This is a genomic window from Streptomyces sp. NPDC000594 (assembly GCF_040299965.1).
Lineage (GTDB): Bacteria > Actinomycetota > Actinomycetes > Streptomycetales > Streptomycetaceae > Streptomyces.
The window spans coordinates 471,460-492,901 of record NZ_JBEPCY010000004.1 but is presented as its reverse complement, the minus strand read 5'-3'; the positions used below and the strand labels follow the sequence as shown (position 1 = coordinate 492,901).

General features: G+C 70.1%; 23 protein-coding genes. 8 read left to right on the top strand and 15 right to left on the bottom strand.

Features of this window, described 5'->3' with window-relative positions; all coding sequences use genetic code 11:
* The coding region (locus ABT354_RS09390) for a DUF397 domain-containing protein (RefSeq protein WP_351491105.1) at nucleotides 1-209 on the top strand (209 nt) is incomplete at its 5' end.
* Between the two features lie 11 nt (nucleotides 210-220).
* Nucleotides 221-706, top strand: coding sequence for a hypothetical protein (locus tag ABT354_RS09385; protein ID WP_351491102.1), 486 nt, complete (start codon nucleotides 221-223; stop codon nucleotides 704-706).
* Here the strand turns inward: ABT354_RS09385 and ABT354_RS09380 are convergent.
* From ABT354_RS09380 to ABT354_RS09355, 6 genes are all read right to left on the bottom strand, one after another.
* Complete coding sequence (locus ABT354_RS09380) at nucleotides 703-1,050, bottom strand: nuclear transport factor 2 family protein (protein WP_351491100.1); 348 nt, start codon at nucleotides 1,048-1,050, stop codon at nucleotides 703-705. The genes ABT354_RS09385 and ABT354_RS09380 overlap by 4 nt on opposite strands.
* 74 nt (nucleotides 1,051-1,124) lie before the next feature.
* A complete protein-coding gene (locus ABT354_RS09375) occupies nucleotides 1,125-1,700 on the bottom strand; it encodes an HAAS signaling domain-containing protein (RefSeq protein WP_351491098.1) in 576 nt (191 codons plus the stop codon).
* Nucleotides 1,697-2,074 (bottom strand): PadR family transcriptional regulator, encoded by a 378-nt coding sequence (locus ABT354_RS09370; protein WP_351491095.1) that lies wholly within the window; start codon nucleotides 2,072-2,074, stop codon nucleotides 1,697-1,699. Before ABT354_RS09370 ends, ABT354_RS09375 begins: the two co-directional genes overlap by 4 nt.
* Nucleotides 2,075-2,173: 99 nt before the next feature.
* Nucleotides 2,174-2,359, bottom strand: coding sequence for a DUF397 domain-containing protein (locus ABT354_RS09365; protein ID WP_351491092.1), 186 nt, complete (start codon nucleotides 2,357-2,359; stop codon nucleotides 2,174-2,176).
* Nucleotides 2,360-2,364: 5 nt separating this feature from the next.
* On the bottom strand, nucleotides 2,365-2,583 hold the full coding sequence (locus ABT354_RS09360) for a DUF397 domain-containing protein (protein WP_351491090.1): 219 nt from the start codon (nucleotides 2,581-2,583) through the stop codon (nucleotides 2,365-2,367).
* On the bottom strand, nucleotides 2,580-3,404 hold the full coding sequence (locus ABT354_RS09355) for a Scr1 family TA system antitoxin-like transcriptional regulator (RefSeq protein WP_351491088.1): 825 nt from the start codon (nucleotides 3,402-3,404) through the stop codon (nucleotides 2,580-2,582). Before ABT354_RS09355 ends, ABT354_RS09360 begins: the two co-directional genes overlap by 4 nt.
* A gap of 269 nt (nucleotides 3,405-3,673) precedes the next feature.
* Between ABT354_RS09355 and ABT354_RS09350 the strand changes: the two genes are divergently transcribed.
* Both ABT354_RS09350 and ABT354_RS09345 read left to right on the top strand, forming a co-directional pair.
* On the top strand, nucleotides 3,674-4,132 hold the full coding sequence (locus ABT354_RS09350; RefSeq protein ID WP_351491086.1) for an SRPBCC family protein: 459 nt from the start codon (nucleotides 3,674-3,676) through the stop codon (nucleotides 4,130-4,132).
* Nucleotides 4,129-4,491, top strand: a complete 363-nt coding sequence (locus tag ABT354_RS09345) for an ArsR/SmtB family transcription factor (RefSeq protein ID WP_351491084.1) — start codon at nucleotides 4,129-4,131, stop codon at nucleotides 4,489-4,491. The genes ABT354_RS09350 and ABT354_RS09345 overlap by 4 nt, the downstream gene beginning before the upstream one ends.
* A gap of 112 nt (nucleotides 4,492-4,603) precedes the next feature.
* On the opposite strand, the gene pruA is transcribed toward ABT354_RS09345, so the two are convergent.
* Together pruA and ABT354_RS09335 are read right to left on the bottom strand one after the other, a co-directional pair.
* Nucleotides 4,604-6,235, bottom strand: a complete 1,632-nt coding sequence (gene pruA, locus ABT354_RS09340; protein ID WP_351491082.1) for an L-glutamate gamma-semialdehyde dehydrogenase — start codon at nucleotides 6,233-6,235, stop codon at nucleotides 4,604-4,606.
* Between the two features lie 21 nt (nucleotides 6,236-6,256).
* On the bottom strand, nucleotides 6,257-7,183 hold the full coding sequence (locus ABT354_RS09335; protein WP_351491079.1) for a proline dehydrogenase family protein: 927 nt from the start codon (nucleotides 7,181-7,183) through the stop codon (nucleotides 6,257-6,259).
* Between the two features lie 181 nt (nucleotides 7,184-7,364).
* Between ABT354_RS09335 and ABT354_RS09330 the strand changes: the two genes are divergently transcribed.
* From ABT354_RS09330 to ABT354_RS09320, 3 genes are all read left to right on the top strand, one after another.
* On the top strand, nucleotides 7,365-8,621 hold the full coding sequence (locus tag ABT354_RS09330) for a PucR family transcriptional regulator (RefSeq protein WP_351491077.1): 1,257 nt from the start codon (nucleotides 7,365-7,367) through the stop codon (nucleotides 8,619-8,621).
* Between the two features lie 272 nt (nucleotides 8,622-8,893).
* On the top strand, nucleotides 8,894-9,289 hold the full coding sequence (locus ABT354_RS09325) for a hypothetical protein (RefSeq protein WP_351491075.1): 396 nt from the start codon (nucleotides 8,894-8,896) through the stop codon (nucleotides 9,287-9,289).
* Between the two features lie 95 nt (nucleotides 9,290-9,384).
* A complete protein-coding gene (locus tag ABT354_RS09320) occupies nucleotides 9,385-9,786 on the top strand; it encodes a peptidase inhibitor family I36 protein (RefSeq protein ID WP_351491073.1) in 402 nt (133 codons plus the stop codon).
* Nucleotides 9,787-9,884: 98 nt separating this feature from the next.
* On the opposite strand, the gene ABT354_RS09315 is transcribed toward ABT354_RS09320, so the two are convergent.
* Together ABT354_RS09315 and ABT354_RS09310 are read right to left on the bottom strand one after the other, a co-directional pair.
* Nucleotides 9,885-10,292, bottom strand: a complete 408-nt coding sequence (locus ABT354_RS09315) for an SHOCT domain-containing protein (protein WP_351491071.1) — start codon at nucleotides 10,290-10,292, stop codon at nucleotides 9,885-9,887.
* A gap of 108 nt (nucleotides 10,293-10,400) precedes the next feature.
* Nucleotides 10,401-10,928: a hypothetical protein gene (locus tag ABT354_RS09310; protein ID WP_351491069.1), complete on the bottom strand. Its 528-nt coding sequence runs from the start codon at nucleotides 10,926-10,928 to the stop codon at nucleotides 10,401-10,403.
* A 106-nt stretch (nucleotides 10,929-11,034) separates the two neighbouring features.
* Between ABT354_RS09310 and ABT354_RS09305 the strand changes: the two genes are divergently transcribed.
* Nucleotides 11,035-11,931: a hypothetical protein gene (locus ABT354_RS09305; protein ID WP_351491066.1), complete on the top strand. Its 897-nt coding sequence runs from the start codon at nucleotides 11,035-11,037 to the stop codon at nucleotides 11,929-11,931.
* Between the two features lie 102 nt (nucleotides 11,932-12,033).
* On the opposite strand, the gene serA is transcribed toward ABT354_RS09305, so the two are convergent.
* The 5 genes from serA to ABT354_RS09280 all read right to left on the bottom strand — a co-directional run bounded on the left by serA (nucleotide 12,034) and on the right by ABT354_RS09280 (nucleotide 20,871).
* The gene (gene serA, locus ABT354_RS09300; RefSeq protein ID WP_502983373.1) at nucleotides 12,034-13,629 is read right to left on the bottom strand and encodes a phosphoglycerate dehydrogenase; all 1,596 of its coding nucleotides are present in this window, start codon (nucleotides 13,627-13,629) and stop codon (nucleotides 12,034-12,036) included.
* Between the two features lie 383 nt (nucleotides 13,630-14,012).
* Nucleotides 14,013-15,014 carry a ketol-acid reductoisomerase gene (gene ilvC, locus ABT354_RS09295; protein ID WP_351491061.1) on the bottom strand — a complete coding sequence of 334 codons (1,002 nt, stop codon included), beginning with the start codon at nucleotides 15,012-15,014 and terminating at the stop codon, nucleotides 14,013-14,015.
* A 126-nt stretch (nucleotides 15,015-15,140) separates the two neighbouring features.
* Complete coding sequence (gene ilvN, locus ABT354_RS09290) at nucleotides 15,141-15,668, bottom strand: acetolactate synthase small subunit (RefSeq protein WP_351491058.1); 528 nt, start codon at nucleotides 15,666-15,668, stop codon at nucleotides 15,141-15,143.
* Nucleotides 15,669-15,703: 35 nt separating this feature from the next.
* Nucleotides 15,704-17,566 carry an acetolactate synthase large subunit gene (locus ABT354_RS09285; RefSeq protein ID WP_351491056.1) on the bottom strand — a complete coding sequence of 621 codons (1,863 nt, stop codon included), beginning with the start codon at nucleotides 17,564-17,566 and terminating at the stop codon, nucleotides 15,704-15,706.
* Nucleotides 17,567-18,078: 512 nt separating this feature from the next.
* Entirely contained in the window at nucleotides 18,079-20,871 is a 2,793-nt protein-coding gene (locus tag ABT354_RS09280; RefSeq protein WP_351491167.1) for a putative bifunctional diguanylate cyclase/phosphodiesterase, read from the bottom strand.
* Nucleotides 20,872-21,442 lie beyond the last annotated feature (571 nt).

Sequence of the window (21,442 nt, the reverse complement as noted above, 5' to 3'; positions counted from 1 at the left end):
CACTCCCGCTCAAGGGAACGGCCTTCTCCCGGGCCTGCGGCGGCAACACCCACCCCGACGGGGAGGCATGCGTGACCCTCGCGAGGATCGGGCCGGATGCCTGGGCCCTGGGGGACAGCAAGCGCCCGGTCGCGGAGCCTTTGCGCTTCACCACGGCGGAGCTGGACGCGGCGGGTATCGACCCGGCCCGCTTCGGCCTCTCCGCCTGACCTGAGGCACCGTGCACCACCACGGCTACGCCTGGGTCGGCGAGAAGAAGACCTTCGACCGGGAGAGCATCCGCAGACCTCCCGGCCGGGAGCCGACCGCGAGCAGCGAGCGGGATGTCCTCGACCGCTACCGGGAAGCCGTGGCCGAGTTCCCCGTGTCCGGTGTGCCGCCGATCCAGACGGCGCACTGGCTCATGAAGCCACCGTCGGCCATCTGCGGGACCTGGGCGGAGCCCAAGGAGGCCGGCGTGTGGCTGGGCCTCCGGCTGGCGGAGGTCGCACCCCGCTTCGCCTCGGTCGAGGAACGGGACGCGGCCAGGCTCGGTCTGCTGTCGGAGGCGGCGGTGGAGCGGCTGATGTGGGGCGGCGATGTCTCGCTCGGTCACTATCTGCGCGGCACGCTCTTCCACTCGATCGCCCTGGTGACCTGCTCCCCGAACCGGGCGGAGCCCGGTCTTCCCTGCCCCGCCGCCAACGGGGTCACCCGGGGCCGTTAGGCCCAGATGTACTCCTCGGAGATCGCGCCGTCGTGCCACTTCGCGACGGTGACCATCCGGCCGCCGCCCTCGAACTCGCCGATGACGCAGGTCCAGTCGCCCGAGCCGAAGGCGATGGGGTGCGAGGTGATCTGCGGGGGTGTGCCGCCGGCCGAGGCGACGAAGTCCTTCATGGCGTCGATGTGCGCCTGGACTCCCTGGGTCGGCGGCTGGCCCTTCCAGTCCACCAGGACGTCGTCCGTGTGGTGGTGGGCGAACACCCCGTCCCAGTCGGCCCTGTTCCAGCCGTCGAAATCGAGATCGTCCATGCCCTTGAGATTGCGCCTGACCTGGTCCTCCGCCATCGGTCCCGCTCCGTTCTCCGCCCCACTCGTGCGAGCCTACGGGCGGCTCATGCCTCACGCACCCGGAGCGGTGGTCAGGCGCGGCGGGTGCGCCAGAGCCAGGCGGTCGTGGCGGCCAGCACGGCGAGGGTCACCAGGTTGGCCACATGGGCCAGGCCGCCCCCGGGGGCCTCGATCGCGACCCAGACGCTGATCGCGACGGTCGGCAGAACGGCCGCGACCAGTACACCGGTGAGCTTCTGAACGCCGGCCCAGTGCACCGAGGTGCAGAGCAGTACCGCGCCGATCACCCGGAACACCGTGCTGAAGAACTGCGCCACGGCGACCTGCGGAAGGATCGTCGCGACGAGAAACGGAACGGTGAGCATCAGCAGCGGGACAAGGGGGTGCACCTTGCCGCGCCGTACGGGAGCCTCGGCCTCGGGAGCCCCGGTCCCCGCCTCGGCCAGCGCCGTCGCCGCGATCGTCCGGGGGTCCCCCAGCTCCGCCAGCACCGTCCCGATCGGGGCCTCGGGGCGCTCCGCCCGCGTCACCTCGATGTGCTCGGCGAGGTCGGCGAGGAGTTCCTGGCGGCGGTCGGCGGGGAGTGCGGAGGCCTCGCGCTCGACGGCGGCGAGGTAGTCGCGTACGGGGTCGGCAGAGGTTTTCATGCGGGGTCTCCGGTGGCGAGGTGGTGCGGGGTGGTCAGGAAGGTGTCGACCGCGTCGCGGAAGCCGGGCCAGACGCGGCTGAACTCATCGAGCGCGGCACGGCCGCTGTCGGTGAGCGCGTAGTAGCGGCGGGGCGGCCCGGATGCGGACTCCTGCCAGGTGGTGGTGACCAGGTCGTCCCGGCGCAGCCGGGAGAGCAGCGGGTAGACCGTGCCCTGGCTGGTGGCCAGGGCGCCGGACTCCTCCAGGGCGTGGAGCAGTTCCACGCCGTAGCGGGGGCGGTCGCGCATCAGGGCGAGTACGCAGTACTCCAGCACCCCTTTGCGCAGCTGGGCGGCTGCCCGCGCCTGCTTGGTCGAATCACCTGGTTCCATGCGATGCAAGATACCTGGTCGGACAAGTGGAACGGAAGGGGGGGGCCGGACATGCGACGGCCCCCCTCCGGTACGGGAGGGGGGCCGTCGGGTGGGCGATCAGACGCGCTGGCCCTTCGCGTACGAGACGAAGTCGACCCACTGGGAGGTCGGGAAGGACAGCGCGGGGCCGTGGGGCGTCTTGCTGTCCCGCACTGGCACCCGGCCGGACGCCATGGCGGTCGAAGGCGCCCACTCCAGGCAGTCCGCACCACCGTTGCCGCTGTACGAAGACTTGACCCACACGCCCGTCAGACCTCGTGACCCTCGGCGAAGGATACGAAGTGAGACCACTGTTGAACCGGGAAGGACAACACAGGGCCCTGGGGGATCTTGCTGTCCCGCACCGGCACCCGGCTGGAGGCGGTAGCGACCGAAGGCGCCCACTCCAGGCATTGGGCGCCGCCGTTGGCGCTGTACGAGGACTTGACCCACTCCCAACCGGCAGCCGAAGCCAGGGGGTTGCTCATGTCGGTAGCTCCTCCATCAAGGACCGGATATGAGCCGCCGTCTTCGTCGGCGACCACGCGCGGGCAGTAAGCCGATGGTATGCCCGCGCGCGATGGAGTACTAGCCGCGATTCCTCGATCAGCGTCCCCGTGGTAATTGACTCCTCGTAGGCGACCTCCGTTCCACACTCCATGGTCAGCAGCATCAGGGAGCCGCCAAGGAGCGCATGGCCACCACTTTCGGACGGCAGAATCTGCACGATCCCCCTGGGGTTGTCAGCCGCGTCGGCGAGCCGGGCCAGCTGCTCCCGCCATTGCGCCGGGGTGCCGAACCTGTATTTCAGCGCCGCCTCGTCCAGGATGAAGGCGTACTCGGGAGCATCCTTGGCGCGTAAACGGGCCTGCCGTGCCATGCGAGCCGCCACGAGTTCACCCACGGCCTCGGGAGTGACGTTCGGGTCGCACTCGGCGATGTGCGCCCGGGTGTACGCCTCGGTCTGAAGCAACCCCGGCACCAGCGGGCCGGTGTAGCCCCGAATCACCGTGGCCCGCGCCTCGAACTCCATCAGCCGACGGAACCGATCCGGATGGATCTCCAACGCGCACAGCTCGTACAGGTCCAGGAAGTAGTCGTCCACCTGAAACAGTCGGTCCAGCACTTCCGGCAGCTCCGGCGGAGGCATCGCCTCCCCCAGCTCGACCCGGGCCAGCTGGCTCCGGCTCATCCGGACCTCTTTGCCCAGCGCCTCCAGGGACAGCCCCTCCCCCTCGCGGTAGCGCCTCAGCCTCGTACCGAACTTATGTCGCGCGCTCCTGCCCGTAACGATCTTCTTCCGCGCCATCCTCGACCTCTCTTCCCGAAACGCAACCCGGGACAACAATCCCTGGTGCCCCGTCGAGCGGATGCCGACTCTATGAGTGAAGACCCGCCCCGCACACCGGAATTGAGAAAATTCCCCCCACCGAAGGAATGGCCGAACGAAAAGAGCACCTCAATCGAACATCGACCGTACCGCAACCACACGGTTGCGGATTCAGTCATGGGGTGCAACCCTGAAGTTGCACGTCACAGCCGTCTACATACACACGCACACACCGGAAGGTGACCGTCATGACCACCAAGGACCGCATCGAAAAGGAAATCCTCATCGCCGCCCCGCCCGAGCGGGTATGGGCGGTGATCACGGAGCCCGAGCATGTCGGGAACTGGTTCGGGCAGGGCGAGCCCGCGCCCGTGGATCTGCGGCCCGGGGGGACGATGTTCCTGGACCATGGGGAATACGGGCAGTTTCCGACGACCATCGTGGAAGTGGACCCGCCGCGCAGATTCTCGTACCGCTGGGCCTCCGCGTACCCGGGTGAGCAGGCGACGGCGGAGAACGCGACGCTCGTGGAGTTCACGCTGACCCCGGAGGGCGAGGGGACCCGGCTGCGGGTCACGGAGTCCGGGTTCGCGGCGATCAGGATTCCCGAGGAGCGGCGGGAGACCGCCTCGTACGAGAGTCATGACGGCGGATGGGCCGGGCAGGTCGAGAACATCCGGGACTACACGGAGAAGCTGCCGGGATGACGAGCGGCGAGGAAGAGATCTCCCGGGTGCTCTCCGCACTGGCCGACCCCACCCGGCGGCGCATACTCGACGCGCTGGTGGGCAGGGGCGCCGCCACGCCCACCGCGCTCGCGGAGGTGGTGCCGGTGACCCGGCAGGCGATCGTCAAGCATCTCGGGGTGCTGACCCGGGCCGGTCTGGTGACCGTACGGCGGGAGGGGCGGGAGGCCAGGTACACCGTGGTGCCGGGGCCGATGGACGCCACCGCCGCGTGGATGGAGCGTACGGCGGCGGTCTGGGGGTCCCGGCTCGCGGCGATCAGGCGAATCGCGGAAGCCGCCGAGGGGCAGGCAACCGATCTTGGCCGGACGTCATCATGAGAAGTGGAACCGCCCCCGTCCCCGGCGTGGGGGCCGGAAACGGGGGCGGGTTCTGTGAGGGCTGCGATCGGCCCCGGTCAGGGCTGATCGCAGCCCAAGCGCACGGCTGTGATCAGCCCTGGTGCGGGTAGGTGTAGTCGGTCGGCGGGACCAGCGTCTCCTTGATCGCGCGGGTCAGCGTCCAGCGCATCAGGTTCTGCGGGGCACCGGCCTTGTCGTTGGTGCCGGAGGCACGGCCGCCGCCGAAGGGCTGCTGGCCGACGACCGCACCGGTCGACTTGTCGTTGATGTAGAAGTTGCCCGCGGCGTACCGCAGCTTCTCCATCGTGTACGCGGCGGCGGCACGGTCGTTGGAGATGACCGCACCCGTCAGCGCGTAGTCGGAGACCGACTCCATCTGGTCGAGCATGGCGTCGTACTGGTCGTCCTCGTACACGTGGACCGCGAGGATCGGACCGAAGTACTCGGCCTTGAAGACCTCGTTCTCCGGGTCGGTGCACTCGATGACGGTCGGGCGGACGAAGTAGCCCACCGAGTCGTCGTAGGTGCCACCGGCGATGATCGTGCAGCTCGGGTCAGCGGCGGCACGGTCGATCGCGGCCTTGTTCTTCGCGAAGGAACGGTCGTCGATCACGGCGCCGATGAAGTTCGACAGGTCCGTGACGTCACCCATGGTGATGCCGTCGACCTCGGCAGCGAACTCCTCCTTGAAGCCGGAGTTCCAGATCGAGGCCGGGACGTACGCGCGGGAGGACGCCGAGCACTTCTGGCCCTGGAACTCGAAGGAGCCACGGGTCAGCGCGGTCTTCAGGACGGCGCGGTCGGCGCTGGGGTGCGCGACCACGAAGTCCTTGCCGCCGGTCTCGCCGACGATGCGCGGGTACGAGCGGTACTTCTCGATGTTGTTGCCGACCGTCTTCCACAGGTGCTGGAAGGTGCGGGTCGAGCCGGTGAAGTGGATACCGGCCAGGTCGCGGTGGTTCAGGGCCACCTCGGAGACGGCGATGCCGTCACCGGTCACCAGGTTGATGACACCCTTCGGCAGGCCGGCCTCCTCCAGGAGCTGCATCAGCAGCACGGCGGAGTGGGTCTGCGTCGGGGACGGCTTCCACACGACCACATTGCCCATGAGGGCCGGGGCGGTCGGCAGGTTGCCGGCGATGGCGGTGAAGTTGAAGGGCGTGATCGCGTAGACGAAGCCCTCCAGCGGGCGGTGGTCCATGCGGTTCCACACGCCGGGGGCGTTGGCCGGGGGCTGCTCGGCGATGATGTCGCGGGCGTAGGCGACATTGAAGCGCCAGAAGTCGATCAGCTCACAGGGAGTGTCGATCTCGGCCTGCTGCGCGGTCTTCGACTGGCCCAGCATGGTGGAGGCGGCCAGCGTCTCGCGCCAGGGGCCGGAGAGCAGCTCGGCGGCGCGCAGGATGATCGCGGCGCGGTCGTCGAAGGACATCGCGCGCCACGCCGGGGCGGCGGCCAGGGCGGCGTCGATGGCGTCCTGGGCGTCCTGCTCGGTGGCGCCCGCGAAGGTGCCGATGACGGCCTTGTGGTTGTGCGGCTGGACGACGTCGAAACGCTCGCCACCGCCCATCCGCTTCTCGCCGCCGATGGTCATGGGCAGGTCGATGGGGTTCTCGGCCAGCTCCTTGAGCTTCGCCTCCAGACGGGCGCGCTCGGGGCTGCCGGGGGCGTATCCGTGAACCGGCTCGTTGACCGGCGCGGGGACCTGGGTCACAGCGTCCATGGGTCTGGTAACTCCTTAGACCTAGTTCTTGGTGATCATCGAGCGGACGAAGAAGAGCAGGTTGGCCGGCTTCTCCGCGAGACGGCGCATGAAGTAGCCGTACCAATCGGTGCCGTACGCCGTGTAGACCCGCATGCGGTGTCCCTCGGCGGCCAGCCGTACGTGCTCCTCGCTGCGGATGCCGTACAGCATCTGGAACTCGTACTCGTCCAGCTTGCGCCCGGCACGGCGGGCCAGCTCCTGCGTGATGGCGATCAGGCGCGGGTCGTGGGACCCGATCATCGGGTAGCCCGAGCCCTCCATCAGGATCTTCAGGATACGAACGTACGCGCGGTCGATCTCCGCCTTGTTCTGGTACGCGACCTCGGCGGGCTCCTTGTAGGCGCCCTTGACGATCCGGACCCGGCTGCCGTTGGCGGCGAGCCGGCGGGCGTCGTCCTCGGTGCGGAAGAGGTACGACTGGATGACGCATCCGGTCTGCGGGTAGTCCTTCCGCAGCTCCTCGTGGATGGCGAACATCGAGTCGAGGGTGGTGTGGTCCTCGGCGTCCAGGGTAACCGTGGTGCCGATGCCGGCGGCGGCCTCGACGACCGGGCGGACATTGGCGAGGGCCAGCTCGTGGCCGTTCTCCAGCGCCTGGCCGAACATCGACAGCTTCACGGACATCTCGGCGCGCTCGCCGAGACCCAGCTCCTTCAGGCGGCCGATCAGCTCAAGGTAGGCGTCACGGGCCGCGTAGGACTGCTCGACGGTGGTGATGTCCTCGCCCACCACGTCCAGCGTGATCTCCAGGCCCTTGGCCGCGAGGTCCTGGACGATCGGGACGACCTGGTCGACGGTCTCACCGGGGATGAACCGGTCCACCACGGGCTTGGTCACCGGCGCTGCCGAGACGATTGTGCGCATCTTGTCGCTGCGCGACGCGGCGAGGATCACGGGACCCAGCACTGGGCACCTCCACGGAAAGAAACGAGACGGGTGCCATGACGCGGGGCGGAATGCCCGGTCACGGCACGGAGAACCACCGTGAAACTTAGGGAACGCCTACGATCCTCAGCCATCGACAGCTGTCACGCATTCGTGGCCCGGATCTCAGACACTTGTCTGAAGGGCATGCCAGAATGTCCGGATGAAGGGCGATTACCAGGACCTGGTCGACGAGATCTCGGCGCTGCTGGCGGCCCCGGCGACGCTGGAGAACCGCGATTTCGGGCTGATCGCCTTCGGGGCCCACGACAGTGACGACGACAGTGCGATGGACCCCGTACGGACCCGGTCGATCCTGACCAGGACCTCGTCACCGGCGGTACGGGCATGGTTCGAGGGCTTCGGGATCACCCGGGCGACCGGGCCGGTGCGGATCCCGGCGGCGCCGGACGCGGGGGTGGTCCGGGCCCGGATCTGTCTGCCCGTACGACACCGGGGGATCGTCCTCGGCTATGTCTGGCTGCTGGACTCCACGCCGGGGCCGACCGAGGCGCAGCTCACGGCGGCGATGGAGGTGGCGGCGCGGATCGGGTCGCTGCTGGCCGACGAGGAGCGGGCCGGGGCGGATCTCTCCCGGGAGCTGCGGGCGGCGCTGCTGGCGGAGCGCGGCTGGCAGTACGACATGGCGGTGGCGGCGCTGGGGACGGCGCTCAGCGGGGATGAGCGGGGGCCGACGGGCCCGCACACCGTGGTGTGTCTGTGGCCCTGGCCGGGCATGGAGGCGCCGTCGGCCCGGTCGCTGCCGGGGGTGGCGGCGCTGTGCACCCTGACGGCGCCCTGGTCGGCGGGGTCGCCGGTGGAGGAGTCACCCGTTCGGCGCAGCGCGGAGGGGGGCCCGGAGACGGGGGCGCGGCTGGTGGCCCACCCCGGGGACGCGGGGGGTGCGCTGGCGGTGCTGGTGCGGCTGCGGGCCGCCGACAGCCAGGCGCCCGCCGTGACGGTGGCGGAGCGGCTCCTTCCGGGGGCCGGGGCGGGTGCCACGGCGGGGATCGCGGACGCGCGGGCGGGGCTGGCGGGGCTGAACGCGGCCTGGCGCGAGGCGTCGGCGGCGGCCCGCGCGGCACGCGCCAGGGCCCGTGCGGGGGGCGGCGCCGGGGTGACGGTGGCGCGGTGGGCGGAGATCGGACCGTACCGGATGCTGACCGCGCTCTCACCGGAGTGTGTACGGGACCCTGCGGTACGGGCGCTGCTGGACCCGGCCCACCGGGAGCTGGCCCGGACGGCGGAGGTCTATCTGGACTGCGCGGGGCAGGCGGGGCGGACGGCGTCGGCGCTGGGGATCCACCGGCAGACGCTGTACTACCGGCTGTCGCGGGTGGAGCAGCTGACGGGGCTTGACCTGGGCGAGGGCGAGGACCGGCTGCTGCTGCACATGGCACTGAAGGGCGCGGGGCTCTGACCCCTTCTCCCTCTGCCGCACCGGGCCGGGCAGCGTCGGGCTGAGCCGGGCTGGGCCGGGTGCCCGTCACATCGCCAAGTCCCGTACAGGACGCACCCCTTGTCTCCGGCGGCCCAGCGGGAGAAACTCGTTGCAGCTCCTTTCAGCAAAACCTTGCAGCATCGCGTCATCACGCATGCCCGCCCCTGGCTCGATGTGGTCCAGGTGGTCCAGGGCCGGGCCCATTCCCCGTCAGGGGCCCGCAAGGAACCCCGCCAGGAAAGGAAGACTTCATGTCGATACCGTCGATACCGTCGTTACCGAGGAAGGCCGTGCAGCGGTTCGCGGCGGCCGGTGTCGTGGGGGCACTGGCCGCGACGGTGGGTCTCGTGGCGACCGCCACGCCTGCGACCGCCACCCCGGGTGCCCGGATGGCCGGCGTCTTCATCTACGCCAACCCCAACTACTCGATCCCGGTCTACCCCAGCGGTGCGCCGACCTGGGTCTCCGCGCTGGGCGGACCGGCGCACGACACCACGTCCTCGATCAGCAACAGCACGGATCTCAGGATGTGCTTCTACGAGCACACCAACTTCAGGGGGCTGGAGTTCAGGATCGGCCCCGGCGAGTGGTGGGCCACGATCCCCTCCTGGATCGACAACAAGATCTCGTCCTACCGGCCCTGCTGACGATGAGCCGCCCACCCGGGAGCGCGGCACCACTGCCCGCTCATTCCAGTGCCGAAACGCCAAGAACCGGACAGCAAGCGGAAAGAAAGGCACCCATGCGTTCCAGCGTCGACGGCAGGTCCTCCGTCCTTTCGCACGCCAAGCGGCGGCTGGCGCTTCTCGGCGCTGCGGCCACCCTCATAGCCTCGGCCGGCGTGGTCGCGAACGCGACCCCCGCAGAGGCCGCCGGCTGTATGGAGAACGGGCGCAGCCTGTGTCTGAGGAAGGACGCGAACTACGGGGGATACTCCCTCCCCTTCCATATGCCCAACGTCTTCTCGAACCTGGGCCAGTACCAGGACCAGGTCTCCTCGATCATCAACGACTCGCACTACTCCATCTGTTTCTACGAGCACCCGAACTACGGCGGTCTTGAGTTCCGGATCGGCCCCTGGGAGTGGTGGGCCAGCCTGCCCGGGTGGATCAACGACAGGATCAGCTCCTTCCGGCCGTGCTGAGCGGCTGAGGAACCGAGCCGGTCCCCATGACCTCGCCGTGGCCATGGGGACCGGTGGCGTACCACCGCGCGTACTCCTCGCCGGGGGAGGATCCCCCGCTAGTGGAGGATCTTCTCCTTGGCCCGCTGGAACTCGGCCTCGGTGATGTCGCCCTTCGCCTTCAGCTCGGAGAGTTTGGCCAGCTCGGTGGCGCTGCCGCCCTTGCCCGCCGTCTCACGGATGTAGTTGTCCATCGCGGTCTGCCGCTCCTGTGCGTGGCGGATCTCGCGGGTGCCCATCTTCCTGCCGCGGACGATCACGTACACCAGGACGCCGAGGAAGGGGACGACCAGGACGAAGATCAGCCAGGCCGCCTTCGCCCAGCCGGTCAGATCGTCGTCCCGGAAGACATCGGTGATGACGCGGAACAGCAACAGGAACCACATCACCCACAGGAAGATCCACATCACGGTCCAGAAGGCACCGAGCAGCGGATAGTCGTACGCCAGGATCTGCTGGCCCTCCATCGCAGTCCTCCCTGCATGTGCGGGCCGCGGGCGCGGCCGCGTCCTCTCCAGCATGGCCCCGGGGAGGGTTCCGCGCTCGTCCTGCGCGAGGAGGGCCGCAGCGGCCCCCTACTTGAGGGCGATCTTGAGGAGCACGACGAGCAGGCCGAGCAGCAGATTGGCCGCCCCGGCCACCAGTACCAGCCGCCTTGAGGCACCCACCCGGAGTGCGGCGAGCGACGCCCAGCCGACCTGGCCGGCGATGGCGACGGAGAGCGCCAGCCACAGGGTTCCCTCCGGGCCGAGCCCGAGCAGTGGGCTGACGGCCACGGCGACGGCCGGCGGAACGGCCGCCTTGACGATCGGCCACTCCGCGCGGAGGTCCTGCCAGATCTTCGCGCCGCTGAGCGCGGGGTCCGCGATCCGCTCCCCGAAGAGGCGGGCGAAGACATGCGCGGCCCAGAACACCACTCCGGTGCCGAGCAGCAGCAGGACCAGGTCCATTCGGGTGTACGAGTCCACCGTCCCGACACCGGCGACCACCGACGCGGCGAGCAGCGACCCGTACACGGCGCCCGTGTAGTCGACCCTTTTCACCGCTGTCACCGCGGCCGGTCGCGGTCCCGGCGGGCCCTCTGCGGAAGCACGGCCTGTCATGCTCTCCAGTCTCGTCCCGCCCCTCCCGCCCCGCGCGGCCAAGGAGTGTCCGGCCGAGGCCCGCCGTCCATGGCTGGATCCCGCTCACGTGATCTATCGTGCGGCGATGGACGCAACTTCCCGCTCGCCGCTGGTACTTCATGGCCGTCATGGCACCACCGCCCGGCTGGAGGAGGATGCCCTGGTGATCCGCACCCGGCGGGAGGCCCGGCGGATCCCGGTGGAGGCGATCGAGCGCGCGGAGGCGCGCGGGCGGGGCGGGCGCACCTTCGCCGTGGTGCTGACCGGCGCGGACACCGTCGCGGAGGGCGGGACGGTCCGCTGTACGAGCGCTCCGGCGGTCGCGGCCTTCGTGGCGCGGGTACGGGAGGAGATACCCGTACGGGACGCCGCTGAGGCCCATCGGGACGGGGCGGCGCTGGTGAGCGTGGAGCCGGTGGGGAAGCGGCGGCCCCGGCCCCGGGCGACGGGTCGGCAGCTGGCCTGGACGGCGACGGTCATCGTCTATCTGCTGGTCCTGGCCTGGCTGATCGCGGCCGTGAGGGGCGGGGAAGCGGGCCAGAATGTACTCAGGCCGATCTCCGCTCTCATCTACTGGGCGGTCTGGCCCCTGCTGACCTGGATCGGCTGGCTCGTGGCCAAGGGCCTGCTCGTGGAGACGGTCGGCCCGACGTGGGGCCTGCGCACCCATGGGATCACGGTCACGGGGCGGCTGGTGCAGGACGCCCAATCCCTGGGCTGGTTCTACGAGTTCACCGATCAGACGGGGAAGCGGCGCACCTGCCCCGCTCCGGAGCAGAAGCCCAGCGAGGTGGAGATCGTCTACGACGCGCGCAACCCGTCCCGGGCCATGACACGACCGGCCATGAAGGAGGACAGGGTCTTCGGGCTGGTCCTCGGCCTGATCCTGCTGCCGCCCTCGCTGGGCGCCGGGGTCGTGCTCCTGGTCCTCGGGGTGATCGAGATCGTGGAGCTGTACGGCTGGGTCGGGCTGATCCCCTGACCCCCTCCCCTGCCGGGAAACACCGCCGGGGAACGCCGAGGGGCCCGGCGCCTGCCCTGTGCGCCGGGCCCCTCGTACGAGAGAAAAGAAAGAGGACGGAACTCAGACCAGATTGACCGAGCGGGCCGAGGTCGCGCCGATCTCCTCGGAGATCTCCACGAGCACCGGCGCCGGGACGGTGTCGTCCACGGTGAGGACGACCAGCGCCTCGCCGCCCTCCTCATGGCGGGAGACCTGCATACCGGCGATGTTCAGACCCGCCTGGCCCAGGATGCGGCCGACCGTGCCGACGACGCCGGGGCGGTCGTCGTACCGGAGGACGATCATGTGGTCGGCGAGGGCGAGATCGACATCGTGGTCGCCGATCGCGACCAGCTTCTGGAGGTTCTTGGGGCCGGCCAGGGTGCCGGAGACCGCGACCTCCTCGCCGCTGGAGAGGGTGCCGCGCACGGTGACCACATTGCGGTAGTCGGGCGACTCGGAGCTGGTGGTGAGGCGGACCTCGACACCGCGCTCCTGGGCGAAGAGCGGGGCGTTGACATAGGAGACCGTCTCGTCCACCACGTCCTCGAACACGCCCTTGAGCGCGGAGAGTTCCAGCACCTTCACATCGTGCTGGGTGATCTCGCCGTACACCTCGACATCGAGACGGACGGCGACCTCGCCCGCGAGCGCGGTGAAGATCCGGCCGAGGCGCTCGGCCAGCGGCAGTCCGGGCTTGACGTCCTCGGCGATGACACCGCCCTGGACATTGACCGCGTCCGGGACCAGCTCACCGGCGAGGGCGAGACGGACCGAGCGGGCGACCGAGATACCGGCCTTCTCCTGGGCCTCGTCGGTGGAGGCGCCCAGGTGCGGGGTGCAGACGACCTGGTCGAACTGGAAGAGCGGGGAGTCGGTACAGGGCTCGGTGGCGTACACATCGAGACCGGCGCCGGCCACCCGGCCCTCCTTGAGGGCGGAGTAGAGGGCGTCCTCGTCCACGATGCCACCACGGGCGGCGTTGACGATCCGGACCGTGGGCTTGACCTTGTGCAGCGCCTCGTCCCCGATGAGCCCCAGGGTCTCGGGGGTCTTGGGGAGGTGCACGGTGATGAAGTCGGAGGCGGCCAGCAGCTCGTCCAGGGTGACCAGCTTGACGCCCATCTGGGCGGCCCGCGCGGACTGCACATAGGGGTCGTACGCGACGACCTTCATCCCGAAGGCGGACATGCGCTGGGCGACCAGGACGCCGATCCGGCCGAGGCCGACGACGCCGAGGGTCTTCTCGCTCAGCTCCACACCGGTGTACTTGGAGCGCTTCCACTCGCCGTTCTTCAGGGCGGTGTTGGCCTGGGGGATGTTGCGCGCGGTGGCGACCAGCAGACCGCAGGCCAGCTCGGCGGCGGTGACGATGTTGGAGGTCGGGGCGTTCACGACCATCACGCCGGCCTTGGTGGCGGCGGAGACATCGACATTGTCGAGGCCGACCCCGGCGCGGGCGACGACCCGCAGCTTGCGGGCGGCGGCGATGGCCTCGGCGTCCACCTTGGTGGCGGAGCGCACCAGGATGGCGTCCACATCGGCGATGGCCGGGAGCAGCTCGGCGCGGTCGGCTCCATTGCAGTGCCGGATCTCGAAGTCCGGCCCGAGCGCGTCCACCGTGGCGGGTGACAGCTCTTCCGCGATGAGTACCACTGGCTTCTGGCTGGGGTTCAAGCTCACGTGAGTCCTCACATGTCCATGGGGGCCCCACCCTGGCTCCCGAAGCCTCGGTGGGGAGGACGGCCGTCCCGACGGCCGCAGGCGGTGGAGGGGCAAGCCGCGTGGAAGACGCACGACACTGTGGGCCTGACGCGTTGTGTTGTTGAGCAGTGTAGTGGTGGTCCGGTCCTTCTCCCGCGCCGTTACGGAAGGATCACCCTTCCGGGGCTGGACGAAGTGGCGAAGGCCCCCGGACCTGCGCGCGGAGCGGTTTCCCGTACCGACGCCGGACAGTTTCCCGTACCGACGCGGGGGCGGTTTCCCGTACCCCCGTCGGCGCGGTTTCCCGTACCAACGGCGAAGGGCCGGGACAGCGGCGTCCCGGCCCTTGTTCCGACTTACTGGTCGTCGTTGTCGACCCAGCTCATCAGCTTGCGCAGCTCCTTGCCGGTGGTCTCCAGCAGGTGGTTCTCGTCCTGCGTCTTGTACTCGTTGTACTTCTTCAGACCACCGTGGTACTCGTCCATCCAGGTCCGGGCGAAGGTGCCGTCCTGGATCTCGGTGAGGACCTTCTTCATCTCGGCCTTGGTCTGGTCGTTGATGATCCGCGGGCCGGTGACGTAGTCGCCCCACTCGGCGGTCTCGGAGACCGACCAGCGCATCTTCTCCAGGCCGCCCTCGTACATCAGGTCCACGATCAGCTTCAGCTCGTGGAGGCACTCGAAGTACGCGATCTCCGGCTGGTAGCCCGCCTCGACCAGGGTCTCGAAGCCGGCCTTGACCAGGGCGGCGGTGCCGCCGCAGAGCACGGCCTGCTCGCCGAAGAGGTCGGTCTCGGTCTCCTCGGTGAAGGTGGTCTTGATGACGCCGGCGCGGGTGCCGCCGATGCCCTTGGCGTACGAGAGCGCCAGCTCGAAGGCCTTGCCGGTGGCGTCCTGCTCGACGGCGGCGATGCAGGGAACGCCGCGGCCCTCCTCGTACTGACGGCGGACCAGGTGGCCCGGGCCCTTGGGGGCGACCATGGCGACGTCGACGCCTGCGGGCGGCTTGATGAAGCCGAAGCGGATGTTCAGGCCGTGGCCGAAGAAGAGGGCGTCGCCGTCCTTGAGGTGGGGGGCGATGGACTCCTCGTAGACCTGGGCCTGGATCGGGTCCGGGACCAGGATCATGATGACGTCGGCCTCGGCCGAGGCCTCGGCGGGGGTGACGACGCGCAGGCCCTGCTCCTCGGCCTTGGCCTTGGACTTGGAGCCCTCGTGCAGACCGACGCGGACATCGACGCCCGAGTCGCGCAGCGAGAGCGCGTGGGCGTGGCCCTGACTGCCGTACCCGATCACCGCGACCTTGCGGTTCTGGATGATGGACAGATCGGCGTCGGCGTCGTAGAACAGCTCGGCCACTGGGTTGTCTCCTTGATTCACAGGTGTGCGTCCCACCGTACGGCGGGGCTGGATGGGGAAGTACTGGGGGTCGGGCGCTTCGGATCGGGCGCCGGGGGTCAGGCGCCAGGGGTCAGGCGCTTCGGATCAGGCGCTTCGGTCGAGGGCGCGCAGCGACCGGTCGGTGATGGAGCGGGCGCCCCGTCCTATGGCGATCGTGCCGGACTGGACCAGCTCCTTGATGCCGAACTGCTCCAGCATCTTCAGCATGGCCTCCAGCTTGTCGCTGGATCCGGTGGCCTCGATGGTGACGGCGTCGGGTGAGACGTCGACCGTCTTGGCGCGGAAGAGCTGGACGATCTCCACGATCTGGGAGCGGGTCTCGTTGTCGGCGCGGACCTTCACCAGGACGAGTTCGCGCTGGATCGCGGCGCTGGGTTCCAGTTCGACGATCTTGAGCACGTTGACGAGCTTGTTGAGCTGCTTGGTCACCTGCTCCAGCGGCAGATCCGCGACATTCACCACGATGGTGATGCGGGAGATGTCGGGGTGTTCGGTGACGCCGACCGCGAGCGAGTCGATGTTGAAGCCCCGGCGGGAGAAGAGCGCGGCGATCCTGGCCAGGATACCGGGCGTGTTCTCGACCAGAACGGAGAGCGTGTGCTTGGTGGGCATGGTGGTGGTACCTCTTTCTGCGGCTCTCGCGGTTCTCAGTCGTCTTCGCCGTCGCCGAAGTCGGGGCGGACCCCGCGGGCGGCCATGACCTCGTCGTTGGAGGTCCCGGCGGCGACCATCGGCCAGACCATGGCGTCCTCGTGGACGATGAAGTCGACCACGACGGGGCGGTCGTTGATGGCGTTGGCCTCGGCGATGACCTTGTCGAGGTCGTCCGGGGACTCACAGCGCAGGGCGACGCAGCCCATGGCCTCCGCCAGCTTGACGAAGTCGGGGACGCGGGTGCCGGCGCTGGGCTCCTTGCCGGTGGCCCCGGGACCGGAGTGCAGGACGGTGTTGGAGTAGCGCTGGTTGTAGAAGAGGGTCTGCCACTGCCGGACCATGCCCAGGGCGCCGTTGTTGATGACGGCGACCTTGATGGGGATGTTGTTCAGGGAGCAGGTGGTCAGTTCCTGATTGGTCATCTGGAAACAGCCGTCGCCGTCGATCGCCCAGACGGTGCGGTCGGGGGCGCCCGCCTTGGCTCCCATGGCGGCGGGGACCGCGTACCCCATGGTCCCGGCGCCGCCGGAGTTCAGCCAGGTGGCGGGCTGCTCGTACTCGATGAAGTGGGCGGCCCACATCTGGTGCTGGCCGACGCCCGCCGCGTAGATGGTGTCCTCGGGGGCGAGCTGTCCGATGCGCTGGATGACCTGCTGCGGCGAGAGGGAGCCGTTCTCGGGCTGGTCGTAGCCGAGGGGGTAGGTCTCGCGCCAGCGGTTGAGGTCGGTCCACCAGAGGCCGTAGTCGCCGATGTGGCCCTCGGTGTGCTCGGCCTGGACCGCCTGGACCAGGTCGGCGATGACCTCGCGGGCGTCCCCGACGATCGGGACGTCGGCGGCGCGGTTCTTGCCGATCTCGGCGGGGTCGATGTCCGCGTGGACGATCTTGGCGTACGGGGCGAAGCTGTCCAGCTTGCCGGTGACCCGGTCGTCGAAGCGGGCACCGAGGGCGACGATCAGGTCGGCCTTCTGGAGCGCGGTGACGGCGGTGACCGAGCCGTGCATACCGGGCATGCCGACATGGAGCGGGTGGCTGTCGGGGAAGGAGCCCAGGGCCATCAGGGTGGTGGTGACGGGGGCGCCGGTCAGCTCGGCGAGCACCTTCAGCTCGGCGGTGGCATGGGCTTTCATGACGCCGCCGCCGACATAGAGGACCGGGCGCTTGGCCTGGACGATCAGCTTGGCGGCCTCGCGGATCTGCTTGGCGTGCGGCTTGGTGACCGGGCGGTAGCCGGGCAGGTCCAGGGTGGGCGGCCAGCTGAAGGTGGTCCGGGCCTGGAGGGCGTCCTTGGCGATGTCGACCAGGACCGGTCCGGGGCGGCCGGTGGAGGCGATGTGGAACGCCTCGGCGATGGTCCGCGGGATGTCCTCCGCCTTGGTGACCAGGAAGTTGTGCTTGGTGATCGGCATGGTGATGCCGACGATGTCCGCCTCCTGGAAGGCGTCCGTGCCGATCGCCTTGGAGGCGACCTGGCCGGTGATGGCGACGATCGGGACCGAGTCCATATGGGCGTCGGCGATCGGGGTGACCAGATTGGTGGCGCCCGGCCCTGAGGTGGCCATGCAGACCCCGACCTTGCCGGTGGCCTGGGCGTAGCCGGTGGCCGCGTGGCCCGCGCCCTGCTCGTGCCGGACCAGGATGTGGCGCACCCGGGTGGAGTCCATCATCGGGTCGTACGCGGGGAGGATCGCGCCGCCGGGGATACCGAAGACGGTGTCGGCCCCCACTTCCTCAAGAGAACGGATGAGGGACTGCGCGCCCGTGACGTGCTCGACTGCGGGAACGGTCGGGTGTCCGCCGGTACGGGCCCGCGGCTGCGGATGGTGGGCCCCGGTGGCCTGCTCGGTCATCGGCATTCTCTTCTCGAAACTGAGGGCTGAAGCTGAGGGTGACACTGTGACGCTTGGTTCCAGCGGGTCGGCGGTCCGGCTCGCTGCGGGCTCTGCTGGTTCTCTGCTGTTTCTCTGCTCGGTCTCTGCTCGATCCTGGGGGCTACCGGGGTTTCCGGGGAGTCCCTGGGACCTTTCTTACGGGGTATCACTCGGTGCTGTGGTGAGTTCTACCGGTTCCGATGGTGGTGCGGCGGTGGTCAGGCGGGGGTGGTGCCTGGTGCCCACCCGATGACGATGCCGGGGGTTATCCGGTGGTTTCGCCGTTTTTCTCCTGCTTGGGCGGGGGTGTCGGTGCAACAAAAAACCCCTCGTGCCGTGAGGCAAGCGAGGGGAGCGCGTCGGAGGTGGACAGCGGGGGCCTGGGTCAGGTCCCCGCTCAGCCGACGCGCTTGCCAAGTACGAGAATTCGGGTGCGCATGGCTCCGACCCTCCCCCTGACGTGCTGTATGTGTCAAGTGGATGGGACGGCGATCTCACTATTTGGTCCACTGGGGGTGCTCGACCCGCCAGCGGTGCGGTACGGGAAGGGCCAGGCCACCGGGGACGGTGAAGTCGTCCCGGACCAGGGCGCGGCGCAGCCGGTACTCGTCCAGCAGCCCCGCGAAGGCCATGCCCTGGCCATGGGTACAGCCCATCGCGCGCAGGGCGATGATCTGCTCGGGTACGTCCACCCCGTCGGCCACCGACTGGAGACCGAGATCACAGGCGATCCTCAGCAGCCCGCTGGTGATCTTGTGCAGCCGGGCGGACTCGACGATCCCCTCCACCAGCTCCCGGTCGAGTTTGAGTATGTCGACGGGGAGCCGGCGCAGCGCGGTGAAGGCGGCATGACCGCTGCCGAGACCGTCGAGGGCGATCCGCACCCCGAGTCTCCGCAGCCCCGCCAGCCGCTGTTCCAGCTCCTCGAAGGGGATCAGCGGGTCATAGTCGGACAGCTCCACGATCAACGCGCCGGAGGGCAGCCCGTACCGCGTGAGCAGGGCCTCCACCGTGGCGAGCGGCATGGACCGGTCCAGCAGTCGACGCGCGGAGACCCGTACCGTCACCGGGACCCGGTGGCCGAGACGGTCCCGCTCGGCGGCCTGCTCCACCGCCTCCTCCAGCAGCCAGTGACCCAGCTCGGCGGTGCGCTCGGTGTCCCCCGAGACCCGCAGGAACTCGGCCGGGGTGAAGAGGATGCCCTGGGCGGAGCGCCAGCGGGCCTGGGCGGTGATGGCCTCGATCCGCCCGGTGGTCAGGCTCACCACCGGCTGGTGCAGCAGCGCGAACTCCCCCTCGTGGAGGGCGCTGCGCAGCCGGGCGGCCAGCTCCGTGCGGCGCACCACCTCGGCCTGCATCTGGGGCGCGTACAGCTCGACCCGGTCCTTGCCGCCGGCCTTGGCCCGGTACATGGCGAGGTCGGCGTTGCGCATGAGGTCGGCGGGGTTGATGCCCTTCTCGGCGAAGGCGACCCCGATGGAGGCGGCGACCCGGACGTCGTTGCCGTCGATGCGGTACGGCTGCGAGAGGGTCAGCCGCAGCCGCTCGGCGATCTCCACCACCTGGCTCTCCCGGGCGGCCTTGTCGTGGACGCCGTCGCCGAGGATCAGGGCGGCGAACTCGTCCCCGCCGAGCCGGGCGGCGGTGTCCCCGGCGCGTACCGAGTCGCCCAGCCGGTGTGCGGCCTGGATCAGCAGCTCGTCACCGGCCTGGTGGCCGAGGCGGTCGTTGACGCCCTTGAAGCCGTCGAGGTCGATGAAGAGCACGGCGGTGCCCGGGTCACCGGCCCGGCGCCCGGCGAGCGCCTGGCGGACCCGCTCGGTGAAGAGGGCCCGGTTGGGCAGATCGGTGAGCGGGTCGTGCTCGGCGCTGTGCTGGAGCTGGGCCTGGAGTCTGACCCGCTCGGTGACATCGCGGCTGTTGAAGATCAGTCCGCCCTGGTGGCGGTTGACGGTGGACTCGACATTGAGCCAGTCCCCCCGGCCGGAGCGGAAGCGGCACTCGATCCGGGTGGTCGACTCGTCGCCGGGGTCGGCGGCGAGGAATCGGCGCACCTCGTGCAGGACCCGGCCGAGGTCGTCGGGGTGGATCAGGGCGGAGAGCGGGGTGCCGACCATGTCCTCGGCGTCCCGGCCGTAGACCCCGCTGGCGGCGGGGCTCACATAGCGCAGGGTGCCGCCCGGGGCGGCGATCATGATCACATCGCTGGACCCCTGGACCAGGGAGCGGAAGTGGTTCTCCTTCTGGGCCAGCTCCTGGGTGAGGGCGATGTTGTCGAGGAGCATGATCCCCTGGCGGACGACGAGGGCGAGCACCACGCCGCAGCCGGTGAGGACGACGACCCGGTCGACGGTGCGCCCCTGGACGACGTTGTAGAGGATCCCGAGGGTGCAGACGGCGGCGGCGAGGTACGGGGTGAGGGCGGCCAGGGAGCCCGCGACGGGGCGGCTGGGCAGCCGGGGGGCGCGGGGGCCGCGCGGGGGCCTGGGAGGCTCCAGCGGGCGGCGGGCGCCCCAGGGCGCGTAGGCCAGCAGCAGCGAGCCGGCGAACCAGCCGGCGTCGAGCAGCTGGCCCGAGCGGTAGCTCTCGCGCAGCAGCGGCGAGGTGAACAGCGCGTCGCAGAGGACGGTGAGCGCGAGGGCGCCGATGGCGGTGTTCACGGCGGAACGATTCGCGGCGGAACGGCGGAAGTGGAGCGCCAGGACCATGCTGACCAGCACGATGTCCAGGAGCGGATAGGCCAGCGAGAGGGCGGCGGGGGCGACGCTCTCGCCCTGGACCCGGGTGGTGTGGGCGAGGGCGAGGCTCCAGGAGAGCGTCAGCAGGGAGCCGCCGATCAGCCAGGCGTCGAGGGCCAGACAGACCCAGCCGGCCCGGGTGACCGGGCGTTTGGCGAGGACGAGCAGGCCGATGATGGCGGGCGGGGCGAAGCAGAGGAAGAAGAGATCGGCGAGGGAGGGGCCGGGGACCTTGCGGTCGAGGACCACCTCGTACCAGCCCCAGACGAAGTTCCCGGCGCTGGCCATCATGGACGAGAGGGCGAAGAGCAGCCAGGCGGGGCGGTGCCGGGGCGGGCTGCTGCGGGCGTAGAGGAGGCAGGAGACGGAGGCGACGAGGGCGCCTGCGCTGAGGCCGAAGTCGCCCATGATCACGGCGAGTTCGCGGGAGCCCCAGCCGACGGCGGCGCCGACGGCGTAGCCCGCGCAGATCAGGGCGAGGGCGAGCTGGGCGAGGAGCCCCGTGGGGCCGGGGACGGATCCACGGGCCAGCAGGGCCCCGGGCGCGCTCACCGCCCCGCTCCCCACGGGCGCGGGGGCTCGGCGGTGGCGCGGGGCAGCTCCCGGGTGATCCGGTCGCCGGGGATCGGGCCGGGCGGGCCGGCGGTGGCGGGCCGGGCCGGTGCCGCCGTCCGGGCCGGTGTCGAGCACCGGGCCGTCGTGGTCCGCGCTGTCGTGGTCCGGGCCGGTGCCGTCGTCGGTGTCGGTGCCGGTGCCGGTGTGGGTACCGGTACCGGTGTCGGCGTGGGTGCCGTCGTCGGTGTCGGCGTGGTTTCTGTGGTGGCCCCCGTGGTCGTGGTCCATGGCCGCGTCGTGGTCGGGATGGTCGCGATCCGTGTCCGTGCCGCGGTCCGGGCGGCGGCCGGGCCGGGGTCCGACGGTCGCCGCCTCCATCCCCACCAGGTCGGATCTTTGGTCCATTGGCCGTGCATCGCCCGTCGCCCCCCTCGAAGTCTGATTGGCAGTCAGGTCGCGCTCCGCACCGCACCCGTGCTCCGGCGCGGCCCCCAGGTCCGGACGATACACCAGGACCGTCACTCAGGGACATAGCCGCTCTACGCTGCGTGACTGTCAGATACCACGC

What these genes read in the sequence shown, in the direction of transcription:
- ABT354_RS09380 (WP_351491100.1), bottom strand. Translation starts at nt 1,050, where the DNA reads ATGGCGGAGGACCAGGTCAGGCGCAATCTCAAGGGCATGGACGATCTC.
- ABT354_RS09375 (WP_351491098.1), bottom strand. Translation starts at nt 1,700, where the DNA reads ATGAAAACCTCTGCCGACCCCGTACGCGACTACCTCGCCGCCGTCGAG.
- ABT354_RS09370 (WP_351491095.1), bottom strand. Translation starts at nt 2,074, where the DNA reads ATGGAACCAGGTGATTCGACCAAGCAGGCGCGGGCAGCCGCCCAGCTG.
- ABT354_RS09360 (WP_351491090.1), bottom strand. Translation starts at nt 2,583, where the DNA reads ATGAGCAACCCCCTGGCTTCGGCTGCCGGTTGGGAGTGGGTCAAGTCC.
- ABT354_RS09355 (WP_351491088.1), bottom strand. Translation starts at nt 3,404, where the DNA reads ATGGCGCGGAAGAAGATCGTTACGGGCAGGAGCGCGCGACATAAGTTC.
- ABT354_RS09350 (WP_351491086.1), top strand. Translation starts at nt 3,674, where the DNA reads ATGACCACCAAGGACCGCATCGAAAAGGAAATCCTCATCGCCGCCCCG.
- ABT354_RS09345 (WP_351491084.1), top strand. Translation starts at nt 4,129, where the DNA reads ATGACGAGCGGCGAGGAAGAGATCTCCCGGGTGCTCTCCGCACTGGCC.
- pruA (WP_351491082.1), bottom strand. Translation starts at nt 6,235, where the DNA reads ATGGACGCTGTGACCCAGGTCCCCGCGCCGGTCAACGAGCCGGTTCAC.
- ABT354_RS09330 (WP_351491077.1), top strand. Translation starts at nt 7,365, where the DNA reads ATGAAGGGCGATTACCAGGACCTGGTCGACGAGATCTCGGCGCTGCTG.
- ABT354_RS09325 (WP_351491075.1), top strand. Translation starts at nt 8,894, where the DNA reads ATGTCGATACCGTCGATACCGTCGTTACCGAGGAAGGCCGTGCAGCGG.
- ABT354_RS09320 (WP_351491073.1), top strand. Translation starts at nt 9,385, where the DNA reads ATGCGTTCCAGCGTCGACGGCAGGTCCTCCGTCCTTTCGCACGCCAAG.
- ABT354_RS09315 (WP_351491071.1), bottom strand. Translation starts at nt 10,292, where the DNA reads ATGGAGGGCCAGCAGATCCTGGCGTACGACTATCCGCTGCTCGGTGCC.
- ABT354_RS09310 (WP_351491069.1), bottom strand. Translation starts at nt 10,928, where the DNA reads ATGACAGGCCGTGCTTCCGCAGAGGGCCCGCCGGGACCGCGACCGGCC.
- ABT354_RS09305 (WP_351491066.1), top strand. Translation starts at nt 11,035, where the DNA reads ATGGACGCAACTTCCCGCTCGCCGCTGGTACTTCATGGCCGTCATGGC.
- ilvN (WP_351491058.1), bottom strand. Translation starts at nt 15,668, where the DNA reads ATGCCCACCAAGCACACGCTCTCCGTTCTGGTCGAGAACACGCCCGGT.
- ABT354_RS09285 (WP_351491056.1), bottom strand. Translation starts at nt 17,566, where the DNA reads ATGCCGATGACCGAGCAGGCCACCGGGGCCCACCATCCGCAGCCGCGG.